Origin of the sequence: Paenibacillus sp. 481, assembly GCF_021223605.1 — a bacterium.
Taxonomy (GTDB): Bacteria; Bacillota; Bacilli; order Paenibacillales; family Paenibacillaceae; genus Paenibacillus_B.
Genome location: NZ_CP075175.1, coordinates 1241006 through 1263625, shown reverse-complemented (window position 1 = coordinate 1263625; position 22620 = coordinate 1241006). Strand labels below are relative to the sequence as shown.

Below are 22620 nucleotides of genomic sequence, written 5' to 3'. Positions count from 1 at the left end.
TGTATGAATGTAATGACAGCATACACCCGCAAAATAACTTCATTCCTTTATGAAAAAGATGTAGCTTCTAAGAAAGAGGAGAGATTAGACATGGCAGATATTTTTGAGCAAGAACTGGAATTTTGGAAAAGTAAGTTTGACTCTGAGGATCGTCTTACAACTCTCCCTTATCAAAAAACGGCTGTAAATAAAGGCGATAGAAGCAACATTCGCTCTTTTAATCGTTCGCTGCAACCGGACGTTGCCCAAAAAATGCAGTTGATCGCTGGCGGATCGCCGGCAGCGGCCTTTTTGATGCTGTTAACCGGAGCTGCGATGCTGCTACACAAATATACACGAGAAGAAAACATTGTAGTTGCTGTTCCAACTATCCGGTCTGCAAAAGTGGAGTCGCCTCTTGCGCACAATGTGCTATTTTTGAAAAATAGTGTTCATTCAGAGCACACCTTCAAATCGCTGCTGCACCAAATGAAAGGATCATTTAGTGAGGCGATTGAGCACCAGAGTGTTCCTTTTTGGCATTTAACGGACGACCTGAATGCGCAAGTAGACGTGAATGGATCGCCTATCATTAACACGATTATTGCGTCGAAACAAATTCATCGTCTAGAATTTCGTGAACAGGTGACGTCAGACGTTACCCTTTGTTTTGATGTGAGTCAAGAAGCGATCCACATGGACATTCAATATAACGAAGCCCTCTTCAGTGAAGATTTCATTCGACAGTTTACGAACCATCTGAATCATCTGCTCGCAGTCGTATTGTTTCAGCCAGAACTTGAGCTTGCGCAAGTCAGCCTCTTATCAGCTGATGAACAGGCGCAAATTGTAATAGACTTCAATGCGACTGCAGTTGACTACCCGCATACCACAACGATCCATCGCTTATTTGAAGAGCAAGTGGAGCGAGCTCCGGAGCAAGTGGCAGTTGTGTTTGAACATACTCAGTTGACCTATCGTGAACTGAATCAACGTGCCAACCAGCTTGCCCGCACGTTGCAAGCAGAAGGAGTTAAGCAGGATGCGCTGGTAGGTATTATGGTGGAGCGGTCATTGGAAATGATCGTGGCCATTTTTGGGGTGTTAAAGGCTGGTGGAGCGTATGTGCCTATCGATCCTGATTATCCTGAGGAGCGTGTCCGCTATATTTTGCAGGACTCGGCAGCACAATGGCTGCTTACTAAACATCATTTGCGTCAGCGTTTACAGGGCCAGAGTGAGCATCAGAGCCAGAATCAGAGTCAGGATCAAGGGACAGAAGCCATTTTTACGGGCACATACATCGATCTAGATGATCCTGAAGCGTACCACGAAGATGATTCCAATTTGGAGCATTCGGGAGGCCCTGACGATTTAGCTTACGTGATTTATACGTCAGGAACGACAGGTAAGCCTAAGGGCGTTATGCTCGAGCATCACGGTTTGTGCAATCTCAAACCGTATTTTGACCAAACGGTTCAACTCAGCGGAGACGATAACGTCGTGCAGTTCGCAAGCTTATCATTCGATCCTTCATGCTTGGAAATATTCAGCACGTTTCTGTGCGGTGCTACGCTGTATGTCCCTACAACGACGGTTGCGATGGATAATCAGTTGTTTGAACAGTATATGGCTACGTGCGGCATTACGATGGCAGTACTGCCGCCAACATATGCTATCTATCTTGAGCCTGCCAATGTGCCAAGTTTGAGGGCGTTGATTACTGGTGGCTCCGCAGCTTCTGCTGAGCTGGTGCACAAATGGTCAAGCCAGCTCAACTATTACAATGGTTATGGCCCAACAGAAAATTCAATCATGTCAACGGTGTGGGATGCATCCTCAGAGCCAGTTACTGATGGGAAAATTCCGATCGGGCGACCGATGATCAACCACCATGTTTACGTGGTCGATACGTATAATCACCTACTCCCTGTGGGCGTCGTAGGGGAGCTGTGTGTTGCTGGTGCAGGTCTAGCACGGGGCTATCTCAATCGTCCAGAGTTAACAGCAGAAAAGTTTGTGGACAATCCGTTTGTGGCGGGTAGCAAAATGTACCGTACGGGCGATTTGGCACGATGGATGCCAGATGGAAATATCGAATATTTAGGTCGAATTGATGACCAAGTTAAAATTCGAGGGTATCGGATTGAGCTTGGAGAAGTACAGGCACAGATTGAAAAAATAGTAAGCGTTCATGAAGCGATCGTGGTTGTTAGCGAAGATAAGGCTGGCGAAAAATCATTGTGCGCATACTTTGTGGCAGGTGAACAGTTGTCTGGTAGCGAGCTGCGAACGATTCTGTCTCAGGAGCTGCCATCCTATATGATCCCATCCTATTTTGTGCAGCTGGAGCAGATGCCGCTTACTTCTAACGGTAAGGTTGACCAAAAAGCATTGCCTGCTCCACAAGCAGTTGTCCAAACCGATACGGAATATGTAGCTGCTCGTACACCGGTTGAAGCACAACTGGTTCACATCTGGGAACAGGTACTTAGTGTCCCGAACGTTGGCGTGAGAGACAACTTCTTTGATTTAGGTGGTCATTCGTTAAGGGCGACGACGCTTGCTGCGAGCATACACAAGGAAATGAAAAAGAAAATTCGGCTGCGGCAAATTTATGAGCATCCGACGGTCGAGCAGTTGGCTCTGCTCATTGATGAAATAGAACAGCAGTCGTTTGTATCGATTCCAGTGGCAGATGAGAGAGAGTATTATCCGCTATCTTCGGCCCAAAAGCGGATGTATATTTTAAGTCAGCTGGAAGGCGGCGAGCTGAGTTATAATATGCCGATTGTAACCATAGTTGAGGGTGCGCTGGATCGCGAGCGTGTCGAACAATCTTTCCGACAACTCATTACACGTCATGAGACGCTTCGCACGGGGTTTGATCTCGTTGAAGGAGAGCCTGTACAGCGAATTTACGAAAATGTTGCATTCGAACTGGGCTATTGGCAAGCGGATATAACGGAAGCGGATGAAGTCGTTCGCCAATTCGTGCAGCCGTTTGATCTAAGGCAGGCACCACTACTGCGTATGGGACTGATTGCATGTGAAGCAGAAACGCATATCTTGATGCTTGATATGCATCACATCATCTCGGACGGCGTATCCATGGATATTTTGCTGGAAGAATTCGTGCGCCTCTATGAAGGAGAATCACTATCGCCATTGCAAATCCAGTACAAAGATTATGCGGTCTGGCAGCAAGCATCCATTCATGGCGAGCAATTGAAACAACAAGAAGCGTACTGGCTTCATGTATTTGATGGGGAGTTACCAGTCCTTCATTTGCCTACGGATTACACAAGACCTGCTATCCAGAGCTTTGAGGGCAGAACTTACCCGTTTGCACTTGGCAAGCAGAGAAGTGAAGGTCTAAAGCAGCTTGCGGCGGAAACAGGTTCGACCCTATACATGGTCTTGTTGGCAGCGTATTCTACTTTGCTGCACAAATATTCAGGCCAAACGGATTTGATTGTAGGAACGCCGATTGCGGGCCGACCACATGCCGATATGGAATCGATGATCGGAATGTTTGTGAACACGTTGGCGTTACGCCATTATCCGTCCGGCGAAAAAACATTTTACGACTTTTTACAAGAAGTCAAAGAAGACAGTTTTAAAGCATTCGAGCAGCAGGATTATCCGTTGGAAGTGCTTATTGAGAAGCTGAATCTAAAAAGGGATATGAGCCGCAGTGCGTTATTTGACACCATGTTTGCGTTGCAAACGGTCAAGCGGAATACGCAGCCTGTAAACGGTTTGGGCTTAAAGCCTTATCCAAATGAGCTGAAAGTGGCCAAATTTGATTTGACCCTCGATGTGTTCGATGAAGCGGAAGATTTGTTGTGCAACCTAGAGTATAGTGTTAGCTTGTTTGCACACGAGACGATAGAACGAATGGCAAGCCATTTTATACAGTTAGTTGACATCATCGTAACGAACCCTCACACAACACTCTCTGCTTGCGAACTGGTGTCCTCAGCAGAGAAATATGAACTAACCGTACAATTTAACGACACAGCAAGAGATTACCCGCGCGATAAAACGATTCATCAACTATTCGAGGAACAGGTAGAGCGTACGCCTAACCGTGTGGCCGTTGTGTTTGAACATCAGCAGTTGACCTATCGGGAATTAAATGAGAAATCGAACCAGCTTGCACGCACATTAAGAAACTCAGGGGTACAAGCCGATCAATTGGTAGCTATCGTAGCTGATCGCTCGATCGATATGTTTGTGGGCATTTTCGGCATATTAAAGGCCGGAGGCGCTTATGTACCGATCGATCCTGAATTTCCGGAAGAGCGTATACGTTATATGCTTCAAGACTCTGATGCAAAGCTGGTCGTATTACAGCGTCATTTACAGCAACACATTATGTCTGCTGGCTATATAGGCAAGCTTGTCTTGCTGGAAGATGAGCAGTCTTATCACGAAGATAGCTCTAACTTAGTGTCTATTACTGAGCCGCATCATTTGCACTATGTACTGTACACGTCAGGTACAACAGGTCAGCCCAAAGGCGTCATGATTGAACATCGAACTGCCGTAAGCACGATGACTTGGTACTACAATCAACATTTGTCAACGATTAACCCGCAAATATTGATGACGACATCGTATACATTTGACCCGAGTGTGGAGCAGGTATTCAGTACCTTATTGCATGGCATTACCGTACACGCCATCGCTAAAGAAACGTTACTAAATATGCACGAGGTTGCGCAATATTTGGCGAAACACCAAATTAACATTATAGATACAACACCGTCACTCATTCAGCAGTTGCTGGCTGATCGAGATAAGATACCTGGTTTAAATATCATCATTAGCGGTGGGGAACGGCTTGAGGATGCATTGAAAAATAAAATCATTGCAAAAGGATACGTCGTATACAATTCTTACGGTCCTACTGAAGCGACGATTGATGCTCTACTTAGTAAGTGTGAAGCAGATGCAAAAGTTACTTTAGGGAAGCCAATTCCGAACACAAGCATTTATATTTTGGACCCTTATCTTCAAGTGCAGCCGATTGGCGTCGTCGGTGAAATGTATATTGCAGGAGAGCGGTTAGCCAGAGGCTACTTAAACCGTCCTGATCTGACGGTAGAAAAGTTTGTGGACAACGTGTTCGTATCTGGGGAGCGAATGTATCGAACAGGTGACTTAGGAAAATGGCTACCTAACGGGGAAATTGAATTTATCGGACGGATCGATGATCAGGTCAAAATTCGCGGCTATCGTATTGAACTTGGCGAAATAGAGGCTAAGCTTGCCGAGATTCCGTCCATAACGGAAGCGGTCGTCGTTACGCGAGAAGACGAGCATGGACAAAAAACGCTATGCGCGTATTACGTGACTGAGGAAGCAGGTGCATTGACAGTAGCGCAATTAAGGAGCGTACTGTCACAAGAGCTGCCATCCTATATGATTCCGTCGTACTTTGTACCTTTAGAGCGGTTACCGCGCACCTCAATCGGCAAAATTAACCGCAAAGCACTGCCAGAACCAGCGGCAGACGTACATTCGGGAGCGGAGTACGTAGCGCCGCGTACCGAAATGGAAATTTTGTTAGTGTCGATTTGGAACGAAGTATTGGGAGCGAGCTCGGTTGGTCTCTTGGATAATTTCTTTGAGCTAGGCGGGGACTCGATTAAATCGATTCAAGTTTCTTCAAGGCTGTTCCAAGCGGGCTATAAATTAGAAATGAAAGATTTGTTCCAACATCCGACCGTGGCGGAATTGAGCGGACGTATTGTACCGTTGGGCACGATAGCCGATCAAGGTGAAGTGAATGGGGCGGTGCGGTTAACGCCAATTCAGCAGTGGTTCTTTGAACAGCAATTTAGTGAGCAGCATCACTATAATCAGGCAGTCATGCTGTATCAAAGACAAGGCTTTAATGAAGCTGCATTGCATAAAGTGTTTGAACAACTTGTGTTGCACCATGATGCGCTACGCCTCGTATTCCGTCAACAAGAGAATGGGATTGAAGCATGGAATCGGGGAGCGGATGAGGGCGAGTTATTCAGCATTGAAGTTGTCAATTTGTTTGATGCAGCAGATGATTCCACCGTTGCGCAAGCGATTGAAGCCAAGGCGACTGAAATCCAGAGCAGTTTTCAGTTAAGTGAAGGGCCACTAGTTAAGCTAGGGCTGTTCCGCTGTGCAGGCGGCGATCATTTGCTGATTGCGATTCATCATTTAGTCATTGATGGCGTTTCCTGGCGCATTTTGTTTGAAGACATTGCATCTGCGTATGAACAGGCCGAGTTAGGACAACCAATCCGGTTGCCGCTAAAGACGGATTCCTTCCAAGCATGGGCGGAACAGCTTTCCTCCTATGCGACTAGCGAAGATCGGGAAGCAGAGCATGCTTATTGGCAGCAGGTCGAGCAGTCCGTGCAAACGATACCGACTGCTTTGCGGTTGCTGCCTAAAGATTTTGTGCAGGACAAGCCGCTAAGACAAGATACGGAACTTGTCAGCACGAAGTGCTCACAAGTCGAAACGGAGCAACTGCTGAAGCATGCGCACCGTGCGTATACGACAGATACGAACGATTTACTGCTTACAGCAGTCGGCATGGCCGTACAGCAATGGGCAGGGTTGGAACATGTGCTGGTGAATCTGGAGGGACATGGCCGGGAGGCGATTATGTCTGACATCGACATCACGCGCACTGTCGGCTGGTTTACGAGCCAATTCCCCGTCGTGCTAGGTATCAGTGCTGATCTAGAGGTCGCACAGCACATTAGAAATGTAAAAGAAAGTTTACGTCAAATTCCGCATAAAGGAATTGGCTACGGCATTTTGCGATATTTGTCCAACGCCAATCATGGCTCTTATGTGGAGCCTGAAATAAGCTTTAACTACCTTGGGCAATTTGATCAGGATTTGTCTAATAACGACATGCAGTTATCCTATTTTTCAAGTGGGAAAGAGGTAGGTGCAAGTGCTGCCCGAGATAGTGTACTTGATATAACAGCCATGATCCATGATGGTACGTTGGAGTTGTCCGTTGGTTACAGTGGTAAGCAGTATCGCCGGGAAACGATGGAGCGGCTAATCGCACTACTGAGATCGAGCTTACAGCAAGTAGTCGCACATTGTATGGCACAAGAACACACGGTCTTAACTCCAAGCGATGTATTGTTAAAGGGCTTGACGACGGAGCAATTAGATACACTTATTGCGCAGACAAGTCATATTGGGGATCTGGAAAATGTATACGCCTTAACCCCTATGCAAAAAGGGATGTTGTTCCATAGCTTGATCGATGCGGATTCAGGTGCTTATTTTGAACAAATGACCTTTGATCTGCAAGGAAGCTTTAATTTGGAGCTATTTAAACAGAGCTTCAGAGAACTTATCGAGCGCCATCAAATTTTTAGAACGAATTTTTATAGTGACTGGCAAGGACAGCCTTTACAGATCGTGTACCGAAGCAAGGAGATTGAGTTCATTGTAGAAGATTTACGCGGTTTGAGAGCGACCGCAGTGGCGGGCGACAAGTTGGAACTAGTGAGTGACACCGAACATGATGACTATATGACTTCCTATCTTGCTGACTATGCACGCAGGGATAAGGAAAAAGGTTTCAATTTGGCTGAAGACACGCTTATGCGTTTGACCATATTGCGTACAGCTGAGCAAGCGCACCATTTAATCTGGAGTAATCATCATATTATGATGGACGGTTGGTGTATGTCGCTGGTGACGCAAGAAGTGTTTGCAGTCTACTATGCTTTATTAGAGCAAAAAACGCCAAAGCTGCCTCCGGTAACCCCATATAGCGAATACATTAAATGGCTGGAACAGCAGGATGATCACGCAGCGGCCCGCTATTGGAGTCATTATTTAGCAGACTATGAGCAGAACGCGGTACTTCCGCAGGGGCAACTGCAAGGCAAAGAGCAGAATGTAAAATATGACGCAGAGGCCTTGACGTTTGAGCTGAGCAAGTCATTGACTGACCAGATGCAGCAGACAGCGAAGCAGTATCAAGTGACGATAAATTCACTGCTGCAAACGGCATGGGGCGCTATTTTGCAAAAATACAACGGTTCACAAGATGTTGTGTTTGGCGGTGTCGTGTCAGGTAGGCCGTCGGACATTCCAGATGTGGAGAATATGATTGGCTTATTTATTAATACGATTCCGATTCGTATTCGTAATGAAGTAGACGAACCGTTTGCTGAAGTGATGAAAAAGGTGCAAACGCAGGCAGTGGCATCGAGTGAGTATGATTTTTACCCCTTGTATGAGACTCAGATGCTTACCACACAGAAGCAGCAGTTGATCGATCATATTATAGTATTTGAAAATTACCCAATCGCTGAGCAGGTCGAGCAATTAAGCCGAGGTGAGGAAGCTAGTTTTTGCGTTAGCAATGTTGCAGCGGTGGAGCAGACAAGCTTTAACTTTAATTTAATTATCGCACCAGGGGAACAAATTACGGTGTGCTTTAGATACAATGCTCATGTTTTTGATGTAGCGTTCATGGAACGGATTCAGGGACAGTTTGTTCATATTATTGAGCAAATCGTGGGTAACCCACTCATTCCGTTCAATGAGTTGGAGCTGGTCACGTCAGCAGAGAAAGAGCAACTGCTGGATGTGTTCAACGGCACGGCAGCAACCTATTCGCGGGACAAGACGATGCACCAGCTGTTCGAAGAGCAGGTGGCGCGTACGCCGGACCGGATTGCGGTAGTCGGTGAGCGAGCAGGGGAGCCTGTGCAATGGACGTATCGGGAGCTGAACGAACGGGCGAACGAAGTGGCCCGGGAATTGCAAGTTCGCGGCGTGGAGCGTGGCAGCTTTGTCGGTGTGATGGCGGAGCGTTCACCGGAAATGGTCGCCGGAATTTGGGGTATTTTGAAGGTGGGCGGCTGCTTTGTGCCGATTGATCCACAGTATCCGTTCGATCGGATTCAGTACATGATGAGCAACAGCGGCATTCGACTGCTTGTCACGGAAACGAAGCAGTTGGATCGTTTGCGAACGGAATTTAGCGATGTTGAGTTACTTGATGTGTATGAGGTGTTGCAGCAAGGACAGGGGCAAGAGCAAGGAATTACTGTGGAAGGCACCGGGAATGGCACCGTGAATGATGCTGTGGATGGTGCGGCTGCGAAGGATTTGTCTACGGCAGCGCGTTCGGATCATGGTGCCGAAACAGCACGTCGTGCAGGAGCTTTGACAGAAGCGGCTGGATGGGTGTCGGTCGGCGAAGCGGATGATCCGTTGTATATCATTTATACATCAGGAACGACTGGAACGCCGAAGGGTGTAATGTTGGAGCACCGCAACATGGTCAATTTGTTGGAGTTCCAATATCGGGATACGAATATTCCGTATGACCAGCACGTGATGCAGTATTTTACGAGCAGCTTCGATATGTGCTACTTGGAACTGTTCTCGACGCTGGCAGCTGGCGGTAGTTTATACATCATTGATGAGGAAGCGAAGAAAGATGTGGCTTATCTCATGGCCTTTATCGAGCGTTGGCAGATTGATGTGGTGTTGCTGCCGACGGCGCTGACGAAGTTCTTATTTATGGAGGACGGGTTGGCTGAACGCTTCCCGACGTGTGTGCAGCATATGATCACGGCAGGGGAGCAACTGGTCATACCGGAGGCGCTGGCGAGTTTCTTACGCCACAATCAAGTTCACTTGCACAATCATTATGGCCCGTCGGAGACGCATGTTGCGACGACGTTGACGATTGCGCCAAACGAGGTACAAGTTGGCGTGCCTACGATCGGCCGCCCGATTGCGAATACGACGATTCATATTTTATCGGATCGAGGGCATGTACAGCCGATCGGCGTAGTTGGGGAGCTGTACATTGCAGGGGATTGTGTGGGTCGTGGCTATGTGGGTCGAAATGATTTGACGGCGGAGAAATTCGGCGTGAATCCGTTCCGACCGAGCGAAAGATGTTATCGTACGGGGGATTTAGCTAAATGGTTGCCGGATGGAACGATTGAATATTTGGGTCGAATCGATCATCAGGTGAAAATACGCGGATATCGCATCGAGATTGGCGAAATCGAAGCGAGCCTGCTGAATGTGGCAGCGGTGAAGGAAACGATTGTCGTTGCTCGGGATGACGAGAACGGTCAGAAATATTTGTGCGCGTACTTTGTAGCGGACAGCCGAAGTGAAGCTGCGGCGACCGCGAGCGGGCTTGCAGGGTCTGGCGAAGAGTCCGGCGGAGTGCTAGGCGAAGTGCCAAGCGCAGGACTTAGCGTGAATGAGCTGCGAGCTGCGCTGGCCAAGGAAGTGCCAAGCTATATGATCCCGTCCTACTTCGTACAGCTGGAACAGATGCCGCTTACGCCGAACGGCAAAATAGACCGTAAGGCTTTGCCTGCTCCAGAAGGAAGCATACAGACAGGCACCGTCTATGTGGCACCTCGCAGTGAGGTGGAAATTAAGCTGGCGCACATTTGGCAAGAGGTGCTTGGTGTACCGAACATCGGGGTTCAGGATAACTTTTTTGAAATAGGTGGGCACTCCTTAAAAGCGACGACGCTAGTGTCCAACATTCACAGGCAGTTGGATTGGAACATGCCGATTCGAGACGTATTCCAGTATCCAACGATTGAGCAGATGGCACAACTGTATGCGCATAAAGGAGTAGATGTGCATACGACCATTCCGGTTGCAGAAGCGAGAGCGTACTATCCCGTTTCGTCTGCGCAGAAGCGAATTTATATTTTGAGTCAGCTTGAGGGTGGGGAAATAAGCTACAATATGCCGGGCATCTACACGGTTCAAGGGCCGTTGGAGCGTAATCGAATCGAGCAGGCTGTGCAAAAGCTGATTGAACGCCATGAGTCGTTGCGTACCGGATTTGAAATCGCCAACGAGCAGTTAGTGCAGCGCATTTATGATGAGGTTTCATTTGAGGTTCAGTATTGGCACCTCGAAGCTAGCGCAGATGGGCAACAGGATGATGGGCAAATCGCAGAAGTAGAGGCAGAGGCAAATAAGCTTGCCCGACAATTTGTACGCAAATTTGATCTCAAGCAGGCGCCATTGCTTCGAATCGGAATTATTGAGCTTGAGCCTACCCGCCATTTACTGTTGTTCGACATGCACCATATTATTTCAGACGGCGCATCTATGAGCGTGTTCGTACAAGAATTTGTTCAAATATATGAAGGAATGCAATTAAGTCCATTACGTATTCAATACAAAGATTATGCGGTATGGCAGCAAGAAAGCTATACGCAGCGTGAAAGGGATGACCAGCAGGAAGCGTATTGGTTGGATGTGTTTAAAGGCGAGCTGCCTGTGCTTGACATGCCGACCGATTATGCAAGACCAGCTGTCAAGAATTTTGCGGGTGATACGTTTACCTTTACGCTCGACCTACAAAAAAGCGCTGCGCTCAAACAATTGGCGGCACAGACAGGTTCAACCTTATACATGGTGCTGCTCGCTATGTATACAACGTTGCTGCATAAATATACGGGGCAAGAAGATGTTATTGTAGGCGCACCTATTGCGGGAAGGTCGCACGCAGACTTGGAGCCGATTATCGGGATGTTCGTCAATACGCTAGCGCTGCGAAATTATCCAGCAGGAGAAAAGACGTTCCTTCAATACTTGCAAGAGGTTAAGGAAAATGCGCTTAACGCGTACGAGCATCAAGACTATGCGCTGGAACAATTAATTGAGAAGCTCGATCTGACACGGGATATGAGCCGTAACGCCTTGTTCGACACGGTGTTCGTCCTCCAAAATACGAGCTCACACGAGCTGCAAATGGAAGGCTTAAGTTTAAAGCCTTATCCAAGTGAATCGTCGGTTGCGAAGTTTGACCTCACGCTAGAAGCGAGTGAGGATGAGATGGGTATCATATTCAACTTGGAATATGGAACAATGCTGTACAAACGAGCGACCATTGAGCGGATGGCGGGTCACTTTGTACAACTTATCGACTGCGTGGTGAACGATCCACAGCAGCCATTGTCTTCTATTGAGCTGGTAACGCCAGCAGAGAAAGAGCAGTTACTAGACGTGTTCAACGGAACAGAAGCAGACTATCCGCGGGACAAAACGATTCATCAGTTGTTTGAAGATCAGGTGAAGCGTCATCCCGAACAAGTGGCGGTCGTGTTTGAGCAGACACAGTTAACGTATAGGGAATTGAACGAACGAGCTAATCAGCTTGCTCGCACGTTAAGAGCGGAAGGAGTAAAGGCTGATCAATTAGTAGCCATACTCGTGGAGCGCTCGCTTGAAATGGTCATCGGTATATTTGGTATTTTAAAGGCGGGCGGTGCATATGTACCGATTGATCCGACGTATCCAGAGGATCGGGTCCGCTACATCTTGGATGATTCGGGCGTGCAATTGCTGCTCACACAGTCTCATTTGGCAGCAACGATATCCTTTACAGGTAAGCTTATTGATTTGGATGATGCTAGCGTATATGACGCTGATAGCTCAGAGTTGAGCCCACAAGGATGCGCAGGGCCTGACGATTTAGCGTATGTCATTTATACTTCAGGAACGACTGGTAAGCCAAAAGGGGTTATGGTGGAGCATCGCGGTTTGAGCAATTTAAGCATCTGTTTTGCCCAGTCGTTGAAAATGGACGTTCACCATAAAGTAGTCCAATTCGCGAGCTTATCGTTTGATGCGGCTTGCTGGGAAATGTACAGCGCATTAATGTGCGGCGCGACCCTGTATGTGCCTACCGTTTCGACGGTGATGGATTATCGCTTGCTTGAAAAATATATCGCTGAGAACCAGATCACAGCTGGCGTATTACCGCCATCGTATGCTATTTATTTGGAGCCTGATCATATTCCGAGCTTTACGACGCTCGTTACGGCGGGTTCAGCCGCTACTAGCGACCTCGTTCGTAAATGGAAAGACAAGGTGCGTTATTTCAATGCATACGGGCCGACGGAAAACTCCATTGCGACGACCATGTGGTCTGTGGAGTCAGATCCGACCGTGGCCGACCAAGTTTCGATTGGCCGACCGCTGCCTAACCATCGCGTGTACATTGTGAACGCCTCCAATCAGCTTCTGCCAATTGGGGTAGCGGGAGAGCTTTGTGTAGCAGGTGAGGGAGTGGCAAGAGGTTACTTGAATCGTCCTGAAATGACAGCAGAGAAGTTCGTAGATAACCCGTTTAAGGCAGGAGAACGGATGTATCGCACGGGGGATTTAGTCAAATGGCTACCAGACGGGCAAATTGAGTATATAGGCCGCATCGATAATCAAGTCAAGATTCGCGGTTATCGGATTGAGCTTGGAGAAGTGGAAGCACAGCTCTCGAAAGTGGAGTCTGTTCTCGAATCGCTCGTCGTGGCTATTGACGATGAGCAAGGACAGAAATCGTTGTGCGCCTATTTCGTCGCTGAACAGCAGTTGACGATGGGGACGCTGCGAGCTGAACTGACCCAAACGCTACCTAGCTATATGATCCCGTCCTACTTTATTCAATTGAAGCAAATGCCGCTCACCTCGAACGGCAAAATCGATAAAAAAGCCTTGCCGGAGCCAGAATACAACTTCCGAACGAATACCGAATATGTAGCTCCTCGCACACAAATGGAAGTTCATATGGCTCAAATATGGCAGGACGTACTCGGTATTTCGAACGTCGGAGTGAAGCACAATTTCTTTGATCTCGGTGGAAACTCGATCAAAGTTCTGGAATTGGTCAGTAAGCTGCAAAAAGAGCTAGCGGTCGAGGTACCTCTTCGTACGGTATTTGAGGCACCTACGTTAGAGGAGCTATCTTATGAGCTTACAGCATTCATGATGGATCGAAGCCAAGGTGTCGTTAATCCATTCATTAAATTTAATGAGCATGGCCCGGTTAATGTGTTCTGTTTCCCGCCAGCAATGGGCTATGGGATTGCGTTTGCCGAGATGGCGATATTGCTTGAGCATCATTGTGTGCTATACAGTACCGACTTTTTGGATGATTGTGCCGACTATGAGCAGATGCTGGAGCAATACGTGGATTCCATCATAAGTATTCAGCCGCAAGGGCCTTATATGCTGATGGGCTATTCCGCTGGTGGTAATTTGGCGTTTGAAGTGGCAAAAGCGATGGAACAGCGCGGACTTGTCGTATCGAATATCGTCATGATTGATTCGATACGAATGGATGAAACGATACAGCATGAAGAGTTGGACATGGACAGCATTATCGTCGAGTTCATTAAAGAGCTGTTCGGTGAGTATACGCCAGACAAGCAGGAACTTGCTGAAAGATACAAGCGTAAAGTGTTTAGCTACCATGATTATCAACAGCAGCTTTTGAACACAGGCGAAGTTCAAGCCAACATTTACGGGCTAGTGGAGGGGCATGCGGACGCTGAGAGCAGTACTGTGATTGATCGTTTGCGTTGGAAAGATGCGACGGTGGGCAAATATGAGCAGTATCCGCTTATTGGTCAGCATCATGAGCTACTGAAACCAGAGTTTTTAGAGGAAAATGTGAAAGTGATTCAAGCCATTTTGAAGCAAGTGGTTACGGAGCAAGCGCATAAAGAAGAGACAGGAACGGTCACTTCTCATTAAGCGGTAGCCATAAATCATAAGCCATAAGGCATAAAAAAGCCCGTTATTACCAGCCATTAAGGCTACAAGGTAATAACGGGCTTTGCTTATTTAACTACAGTCGTCTGTTCTGCAAGCTTGCACACGAGCGCCTGCGATTCGTATGCTTCGCGAGCATTCGTTAGCGGCTGTTCATCGTGTGTGATGCAATGGATAAAGTGCTTGATCGCATCCTCAAACCCGCGAGCTTTCGCGACAGACACCCAAGAGCCGAGCGCTTCCGTATAGGAATGTCCATTTTCCTCGGTAGTCCATTCCGTAACATTGTTCACGCGTACAACTCGCTTGTCGCCGACAAGCTCCACACGCTCCGAATCCATGCCCGCGCGGCGATGCATGCCGCACAGAATCGATTTTCCTTCCGGCGTACGGAATACGTGATGGGCATCAATCAGATGACCTTCGCTATTTACGTTTACTTGCCCGTTCCACGTAAGCTGGCTGCCGCCCAAGTGACGAACCAAGTCCACGATATGAATATAATCGTCCAGCATCGTTTCCAAATGAGGCACCGCATACACATTATCAGCGCGATGCTTCTCAATGCGCATCCAAGACGCTGTAGGCACAGCCTCAGCAAGTCGTTGATAGCAAGGAGCGAAGCGGCGATTGAAGCCTACCATAATCTTGCGGCCCAAATGCTCGCTAAGCTCTACCAAATGTTCGGCTTGCTCTAGCGTTTCAGCCAACGGCTTATCCACATAGACGTCTTTGCCCATATAGATCAGCTTCTTTATGATCTCATAATGCGTTGCCGTGGAACTGTGTACAAACAGGGCATCACAGTCGTCGGCTAATGTCTTGATATTATCGTATGCACGCATGCGATATTGGGCACATACATCATGGCGCTTCTGCTCATTCGGTGTGAATGCACCCACAAGCGACCATTGCTCTGCCCGTGACAAGACAGGCAAATATGCTTTAAGGGCAATATCGCCAAGTCCTATAATACCGATACGCGGTTGTTTCATGTTAAGATGTCAACTCCAAAATGCCTTGATATATCGTATCAAATAATTGCTCTAAATGTTGTTCTTCCGTACAAGAGAAGGCCACTCGCAAGTCAGTCTCGCCAAGGGCAATTGTGCCGACACCGTACTGATCAAGCAAATGCGTACGCAATGTTTCCGCATGCACCGTATTGAGCTTCAAGCACATAAAGTAGCCTGAATTAAACGGATAGTACGTCCACACATCGTTGCCGTACTTGCCACTGTCGAGCAGCGCCTTTACTTTGTTAGCACGGCGCTTCATAATTTGGAACTTCTCTTCCTTCTGCGCCTCAAACTCTGGCGCTTGCAACGCGTGCAGCACAAACGTTTGCGACGGATGAGGTCCGCTCGAAATGGTCGCACGAATAATGCCAAGCGTCTTCTGCTCCAACGCAGCGAGCAGCTCAGCAGAATCAGCAGCGTAGGTGATGAACCCAACACGGAAGCCCCATACATACTCTTCCTTCGTTGCACCGTCTACCTTGACGGGCAGGACATTCGGATGCAAAGAGGCCAACGCGCCGAACAATGACTCATGCATGGAATCCTCAAAGAATAAGCCGAAGTAAGCATCGTCAGTCACAACGACCAACTTCATTCCAGCTTCTGCTGCTTCTTTGATGGCAGCCACAATCGCTTCGCCATCTGCACGGTCAGGCGTATAGCCTGTCGGATTGTTCGGGAAGTTGAGCAGCACGATCGCTTTTTTGGAGCTATTTGCATGCAGTGCTTCACGAAGCCCAGCTACATTGAACTTATTATTCGCATCGAACAGCGGATAGTACACCATTTCTGCACCGCGACGAATGTTGAATGTCAGCTCATAGTTCTCCCAGTTCTTGTCCGGCAAAATGACGACGTCGCCCTCTTCGGCGAACAAGTCTGCCACGATGCTCAAGCCGTGCGTCAAAGCGTTCGTGACGATCGGGTGGCTTATTTTCTTGCCTACGAGCGAAGGGTTTTCGCGCAGCATCTTCTCTAGCCATACTTTGCGCAGCTCAGGTTTGCCGGCTGGCGGTGCGTAAGGGTAGATGTCCTTCGGATTAAACGCGGACAATGCATCTTGAATGACGCGCAAATGCATCGGTCCATTGCCTTCTGTTGCAATACCAATCGTTGCGTTGAACGTCTTCGCTTTGCTAGCTGCTTCTGCCGATTGACTCAATATCCCTTCTTTCGGGAAATAAATCTGTTGGCCAAGACGCGAAAGCATATCATAAACATTCTGATTATCGCGGCGAATCGTTTCGTTAAGTTGCTGTGCCAGTGGGTTCATCTCGTCCATCCTTCCAACATGAAAGTAAGCCAAGCTTTGACCTATTATAGCACTACTGTTAAGCTTTCGTCACGATATAATGGGAACATATTCCATAAATTTGAACGTACATTTGTCCAAAATAAATGATAGTTCGTTCGTCTTCTTAGCAGTCGAGTATTTGAGCGATTTGGCCGCTACAGCTCTAATGTCGCTTCATCGTGTTCTATGATGTTTCGTTATCGGTAGCTGTTACTTGTCCGTCAAGAGCACTCCTATGCGGACAAAGCTTCCGCATCCATTCGATCGTTGCTTCATCGCCTGGAGCTTGGCGATGCGCTAAGCCGTGCTCTACTTGTTCAACTTTTTGCGGCGTTAAGTTTTGTCCGAACTTAAATTTGGCCGATAAATGCTCAATTTGCAGCTTCATTAACGAAACGGCAGCTTCCTGTTGCTTGTAACCTGGTTGAGTCCAATCAAAGGGCTCATAACCGCCTTCGGGTTGTAATTTTTCCATAAACGCCGTGAAAGCTGCGGCCTTTTCTTGTAAGTCGGTCACGACGTGGACGGTGCCTTTCATATAAACGGAACGGAAAAAGTTTGTTGCCGGACAAGCATTAACGGGATTGGTGAAGTAAGACGGAATGAGCGAGTGCATTTCAGCGACGGCGAACGAAGCGCGCGGATCAGCGGCAAGCTGGCTCATTTTTTCCCCTTTCCGACTGCTATGAAAATAAATAACGTGCTGCTGCTCGTCGTACACGAAATTTAGCGGCTTTATACGTGGAAAGCCATCCTCTCCGGTCGTTGCCAAATAGCCGAAAAACTGCTCGTGCAAAAAGGCTGCAATTTCTTGTGGATCGTTATCGATGTCGATAGCAAATTCAGATCTGCGCATGTGTATACCCCTCTCAAGACGTGAATGTCATTCGGTATTATCGTTGTAGCGAAAATTGTAGCCAAAAAGTGGCTATACAAAAAGAACCAATTCCTATTAAAATGAATGTACCAATTATCGAGTTGTGGACGATGCGCAGGGAGGAGTTAGGAAAGCGATGGACATTGGCGCTTGCTATCGCCGTTGGCTAAGGAACAATGGGACGAAGTCAGAAGCTCTTTATCGGGCGTTGCGGGAATACGTTCAAGCTGGACATATTCGGCATGGCGAAGCTCTTCCTTCTACACGTGAATTGGCGCACAGCATCGATGTATCTCGGGGCACTGTGTTGAGTGCCGTTGATCGCCTTATATCAGAAGGCTTTGTAGAAGGGAAGCGAGGGAGCGGTATTTATGTGAGCTATCAGCCGTTCAACTTAGCCTCTGCGAGTGAGCGGCAAGCGGAGCAGGCGTTGCCGTCCTCTGTGCCGCCGCATGTCTCGCTGTCCAACTGGGCGGCCATGATGATGTCGCCAAATATGCGATATTCGACGACAGATTTGTTGAAGCATGAGTATGCCGAACATGAGTCTAGGCTAATATCAACTGCGAGGGTGGAGGCTAGGGAGTTCACTAGTGAGTCTAGGCAAACACCCATTTCGCTGAACTATCATTTGCTGAACGAGAGTTTATTCTCGCAGCGCGTATGGCAGCAATGCTTATATGCTGCCGTCCGCGATATGAACTGGGGAAGAGGAATGGATACCCAAGGAGACTCCGATTTGCGCGAAGCGATTGCCGTCTATTTGGCGCGACAGCGCGGAATTCGCGCGAGCAAGGAGCAAATCGTGATTTTTCAAGGCTCGAAGCAAGCGTTAATGCTGTTATGTAGATGCCTCGTGAACGAAGGGGATACGGTCATTACAGAAAGCCCGAGCTATATCGGCATTAGCCAAGCGATACGGGCAGCAGGCGGATGTGTAGAGGCTGCTGCTATTGAGGATGAAGGGGAGCTGGAACGGAAGCTCCACGGTACGCATGCGCGGTTAGCTATTTTAACGCCGAACCGTCAATTTCCAACAGGTCGGACGCTGTCTTTGACGAGTAGGCAAGCACTGCTTCAATGGGCAGCTAACGGTCCTCATCTCATTATTGAGGACGATTATGATAGCGAGTTTGGCTGGGGCGGCAAAATGTATGAGCCGCTCCATGTCATGGATGAACGGAACAGCATCGTTTATGTGGGTTCCTTTTCGCGTACGCTGACTCCGAGTTTGCGTATAGGTTATGCTGTGCTGCCAGAATGGCTCGTGGAGCCTGTTGTAAGTTTGAAACAGCTGACAGAGCCATATGCAGGCGGACAAATCGAGCAGCGGGCACTGGCTGATTTTATGCTACGCGGCGAGTACGAGAAACATATTCGTCGCGCGAAACGATTTTATAGTAAAAAAGTGCAAACTTTTTGTAGATTGATGCAGGAAAAAGTCGGTCATTTGTTTAATTGGTATGCTGGTGACATTGGATTGCATCTGTTCGCGCGCTGGCGTCAAGCGCCAGAGCTGTTTCCTGTTTTCAAAGATAGGGCCAATCATTATGGCGTAAAATGGGCGGATGTGGACAAGCATGACATTTTACGACCAGTAGCTCCGGGAGCGATGTTTGGCTTTGCTCATTTGGAAGAGTCAGATTGGCACGAGGCGTGCAGGCGGATGCTTGCTGCATGGGCTGATATTCAACCTAAATAGGCTACAGGACATTCATTTTAGACAGAGGGGGCGGAAAATGTGTTACATACAGCGCCGAGTTCGTACGAACTGAAGCCGGCTTTTGCCAAGATTACGTGTGAGCCGAACTGGAAGTGGCAAAAGCGCGAGAAGCCGATGGCTAATTATGATCTGTTTTACGTGTGGAGCGGGGAAGGCGAAGTCATCTTAAATGAGGAGTCATTCGCGGTCAGCAAAGGGAGTTGTTTTTTATTTCGCCCAGGCGATTTTACGAGTGCAACGCACCATCCCCAGAAGCCACTAACGTTGACGTACATTCATTTTGATGTGGAACAAGATATTGAAGAAGTGCCGCAGTCATTTCGACAGTTAATTGAAACGGTCGATTTTGAGCATTTGTTGTCACGGTATGTGAGGTTGTTTTTAACGAAGACATATGCCGCAGAAATTGAGGCCCAACTCGTGTTGAAGCAGTTGATGATCCATCTATTGCGCGAAGATCGCGAGGAGCCTTACGAGCGAAAAACGAGTCATCAGTTAGCCGAATCCATTCATGAGATTGCCAACTTTATTCGTCAAAATCCTGGTGCATCGCATCGGATTCAAGATTTAGCGTTGCGCGCGCAATTGTCACCGCGCTATTTCTCTGTCAAATTTAAAGAGATGATTGGGATGTCTGTCCAAACTTACATTATTCGCTCCCGTATTGAACGGGCTGAGCATTTGCTGCATCATGCGGGTATGAACGTGACTGAGGTGGCAGATGCGCTTGGGTATCGCGACATCTTTTTCTTTAGCCGCCAGTTCAAACAATACACAGGGCGAAGCCCGTCTGAAATACGATAATACGTGTACCAACAAATAAAGACCGCTCCGAGCCGCCACTTGTCTAAAGTGTACGGTTGGAGCGGTCTTTCATGTAGAATGCAGATTCGTATTTATGTTGTGTGTGCGAGCCGCTTATTTGCGGACTGTTGCTGCACGTTCAGGCTTGGTATGCAGTTCGCCCAGCGCTTCACCAACACGAACACTGTCGCCTAGCTTCAAATCGTCGCGCGGTGTATATGTTCCTGTTTCTGTGAGCAGGACAACGGTGGAACCGAACTCAAAGTAAGCAAGCTCTTGGCCGCGCTCATACTGCGGCAGCGTCACATCATCCACATAGCGTATGCTACTCACGTTCAATGCTCCGACCTTCACGACAGCAACTTCGCCAACGGTATGGCGGAGATAGGTAATGAGTCGTTCATTGCGGCTAAGCACTCGCGGCATATGGCGCAGGCCGAAGTCGTTAACGGGGTAAACACGACCCGCAACATGTTCGGTTTCTACGGTCTTGCCTCCGACAGGCGCGTGAATACGATGGTAGTCGGTCGGGCTTAAATATAGCACGTAATAGTAGCCGTGCTTATACTTTTGGCGATGCGGCGATTGATTTAGCAGCTCATCCAGTGTGTAATCTTGCCCTTTTACATTAAAGATTTGCCCGTCTTCAATCGGCCCAATGCCCGTAATAACGGCATCAACAGGGCTGAGCAGGGCTTGTTCGCTTGATGCTAGCGGGCGAACGCCGGGTTTTAATTTTCGTGTAAAAAATGCGTTTAACGTTTCGTATTGTTCCAGCGGCTTCTCCGCTTCGTCAATACGGATACCGTACGTACGCGCAAAAGTTGGAATGAGCCTCCGACTAAGCTTGGAGCTGGCAAAGTTGCCCGTAATGCGCGACACCCATTTGCGCGAGGACAATTCGGTAAACAGTCGCAATATTCGTTTCATCATGGTTTACATTCACCTGTTTGTTGAGACACCTGTAGAGGCATCCTGCGTATTTGGAATCCGAAAGTTGATGGTTCCTTTGGACTATATTGACACAGAATGCCCCATTTTTCAATAAGTTAGTGAGTAGCTGGTAAGGGAGATTGGATGCTTGGAGTAGAAGAATGCCGTAGGAGCCAAGCGCCGTAAGCGATGGGGTTGGCATAGGTGGCTTTCCACGTGTCCATTAAATTTGCTTCACGAAAGCTGTAACGTTGATCCCGTCCGTTGCATTCGATAAATAAAGGTGATCCGTCCGTTGACAATCCGATATCAAGACCAACGTCTGCCAGCTGTGGCAGATGAGAAGATAGACGCTGTACGACGCGCATACCAAATTGCGATACACGCTGATGTAAAGTAGCTGCAACGTTAGGGGGGAAAGTGGCTGCGATCAGTTGCTCGAAGCGCATAACGGTGCCGCCTTGCGCGACATTTGTGACGAAGGTGTGTCCGGCAGCGATTTTGCCAACGATGCCTGTTATTTGCCATTGTCCTGTCCCGTTTCGTTGTACAGATACTCTAAGGTCAAAAGGCCGCTGACCGTAGGTAGCAAGGGGAAGATACTGCTGGGCAAGATAATGCCGCTGGGCGAGAGCGGACGTTACGACTTTAGGTAAAACGCCGCGGCTCGTTTCGATGGTACACCACCGTTTAGCGCCTTTGGTGAGCGCTTTGTACGTTGTGCTCCATCCCGAAGCTGTTGTTGTAAGCTTCATAATACCTTTACCGACGCTACTGTTATCAGGTTTAAGAATAAGGGAATCGTATCGAGTCATCATCTCGGCAATGACACGCGGTGAAGCGATTGACGTTTCAGGGAGATGAGGCACAATGTTAGGGTCTTGGTTGAGCAGGTTATGAATCTTCATTTTTCCGTAGCGGTTTACTTGGTTAAAAAGACGAATGTTAGCGTCCGCCAGTTGTTGAACTTTGGCGTGCGCAGCGGCGTGGAAATACATGCCGCGGTTGTGGATGACGCGAGGAATGGGGATCGTTCGCCTTACGTAGCCTTCTCGACCACGAACGAGTGCGTTCACCTCCATCGAGCGAAGCTTAAGATCTTCGAGGCGGAAATAGCATAGTGTCACTCCGTGTTGTGCGGCTGCTTCTTCATAAAGAGGTATGGATTCCTGACGCGTTTTTCCGTCTATGATGTGTTTCCACATGCTCGAATTGAACAAAATGCCGATGTGTTTGTCTGACATCAAGTATCCTCCTTCGTCTCCACGTATGTACGAGTAGTAACGGCGTTTATGCATCGTATGTAGATGGATATATGAATGCATGGACGAGTGTCGAAGGTATAATGACTATTTTGGTAACAAATTGGGCAACTAAACACCCGCATCAACCCAGAGAAAACGAA

Annotated in this window: 8 protein-coding genes; 3 read left to right on the top strand and 5 right to left on the bottom strand. The window is 48.1% G+C overall.

Going from position 1 to position 22620, the window contains the following annotated elements; translation table 11 throughout:
- Window positions 1-3: 3 nt before the first annotated feature.
- Entirely contained in the window at window positions 4-14547 is a 14544-nt protein-coding gene (locus KIK04_RS05380) for an amino acid adenylation domain-containing protein (protein WP_332329998.1), read from the top strand.
- Between the two features lie 86 nt (window positions 14548-14633).
- Here the strand turns inward: KIK04_RS05380 and KIK04_RS05375 are convergent, their stop codons facing one another.
- The 3 genes from KIK04_RS05375 to KIK04_RS05365 all read right to left on the bottom strand — a co-directional run bounded on the left by KIK04_RS05375 (window position 14634) and on the right by KIK04_RS05365 (window position 17734).
- Window positions 14634-15560, bottom strand: coding sequence for a Gfo/Idh/MocA family protein (locus KIK04_RS05375; RefSeq protein ID WP_232277283.1), 927 nt, complete (start codon window positions 15558-15560; stop codon window positions 14634-14636).
- A 1-nt stretch (window position 15561) separates the two neighbouring features.
- Entirely contained in the window at window positions 15562-16857 is a 1296-nt protein-coding gene (locus KIK04_RS05370; protein WP_232277282.1) for an aminotransferase class I/II-fold pyridoxal phosphate-dependent enzyme, read from the bottom strand.
- A gap of 205 nt (window positions 16858-17062) precedes the next feature.
- On the bottom strand, window positions 17063-17734 hold the full coding sequence (locus KIK04_RS05365) for a pyridoxamine 5'-phosphate oxidase family protein (protein WP_232277281.1): 672 nt from the start codon (window positions 17732-17734) through the stop codon (window positions 17063-17065).
- A gap of 157 nt (window positions 17735-17891) precedes the next feature.
- On the opposite strand from KIK04_RS05365, the gene KIK04_RS05360 reads away from it, so the two are divergent.
- Window positions 17892-19457 (top strand): aminotransferase-like domain-containing protein, encoded by a 1566-nt coding sequence (locus KIK04_RS05360; protein WP_232277280.1) that lies wholly within the window; start codon window positions 17892-17894, stop codon window positions 19455-19457.
- Between the two features lie 39 nt (window positions 19458-19496).
- Window positions 19497-20282 (top strand): helix-turn-helix domain-containing protein, encoded by a 786-nt coding sequence (locus KIK04_RS05355; RefSeq protein WP_232277279.1) that lies wholly within the window; start codon window positions 19497-19499, stop codon window positions 20280-20282.
- 114 nt (window positions 20283-20396) lie between these two features.
- Here KIK04_RS05355 and asd read toward each other — a convergent pair whose 3' ends face one another.
- Both asd and KIK04_RS05345 read right to left on the bottom strand, forming a co-directional pair.
- Window positions 20397-21215 (bottom strand): archaetidylserine decarboxylase, encoded by an 819-nt coding sequence (gene asd, locus KIK04_RS05350; RefSeq protein ID WP_232277278.1) that lies wholly within the window; start codon window positions 21213-21215, stop codon window positions 20397-20399.
- A gap of 116 nt (window positions 21216-21331) precedes the next feature.
- Window positions 21332-22459 carry a YheC/YheD family endospore coat-associated protein gene (locus KIK04_RS05345; protein ID WP_232277277.1) on the bottom strand — a complete coding sequence of 376 codons (1128 nt, stop codon included), beginning with the start codon at window positions 22457-22459 and terminating at the stop codon, window positions 21332-21334.
- Window positions 22460-22620: the final 161 nt, after the last annotated feature.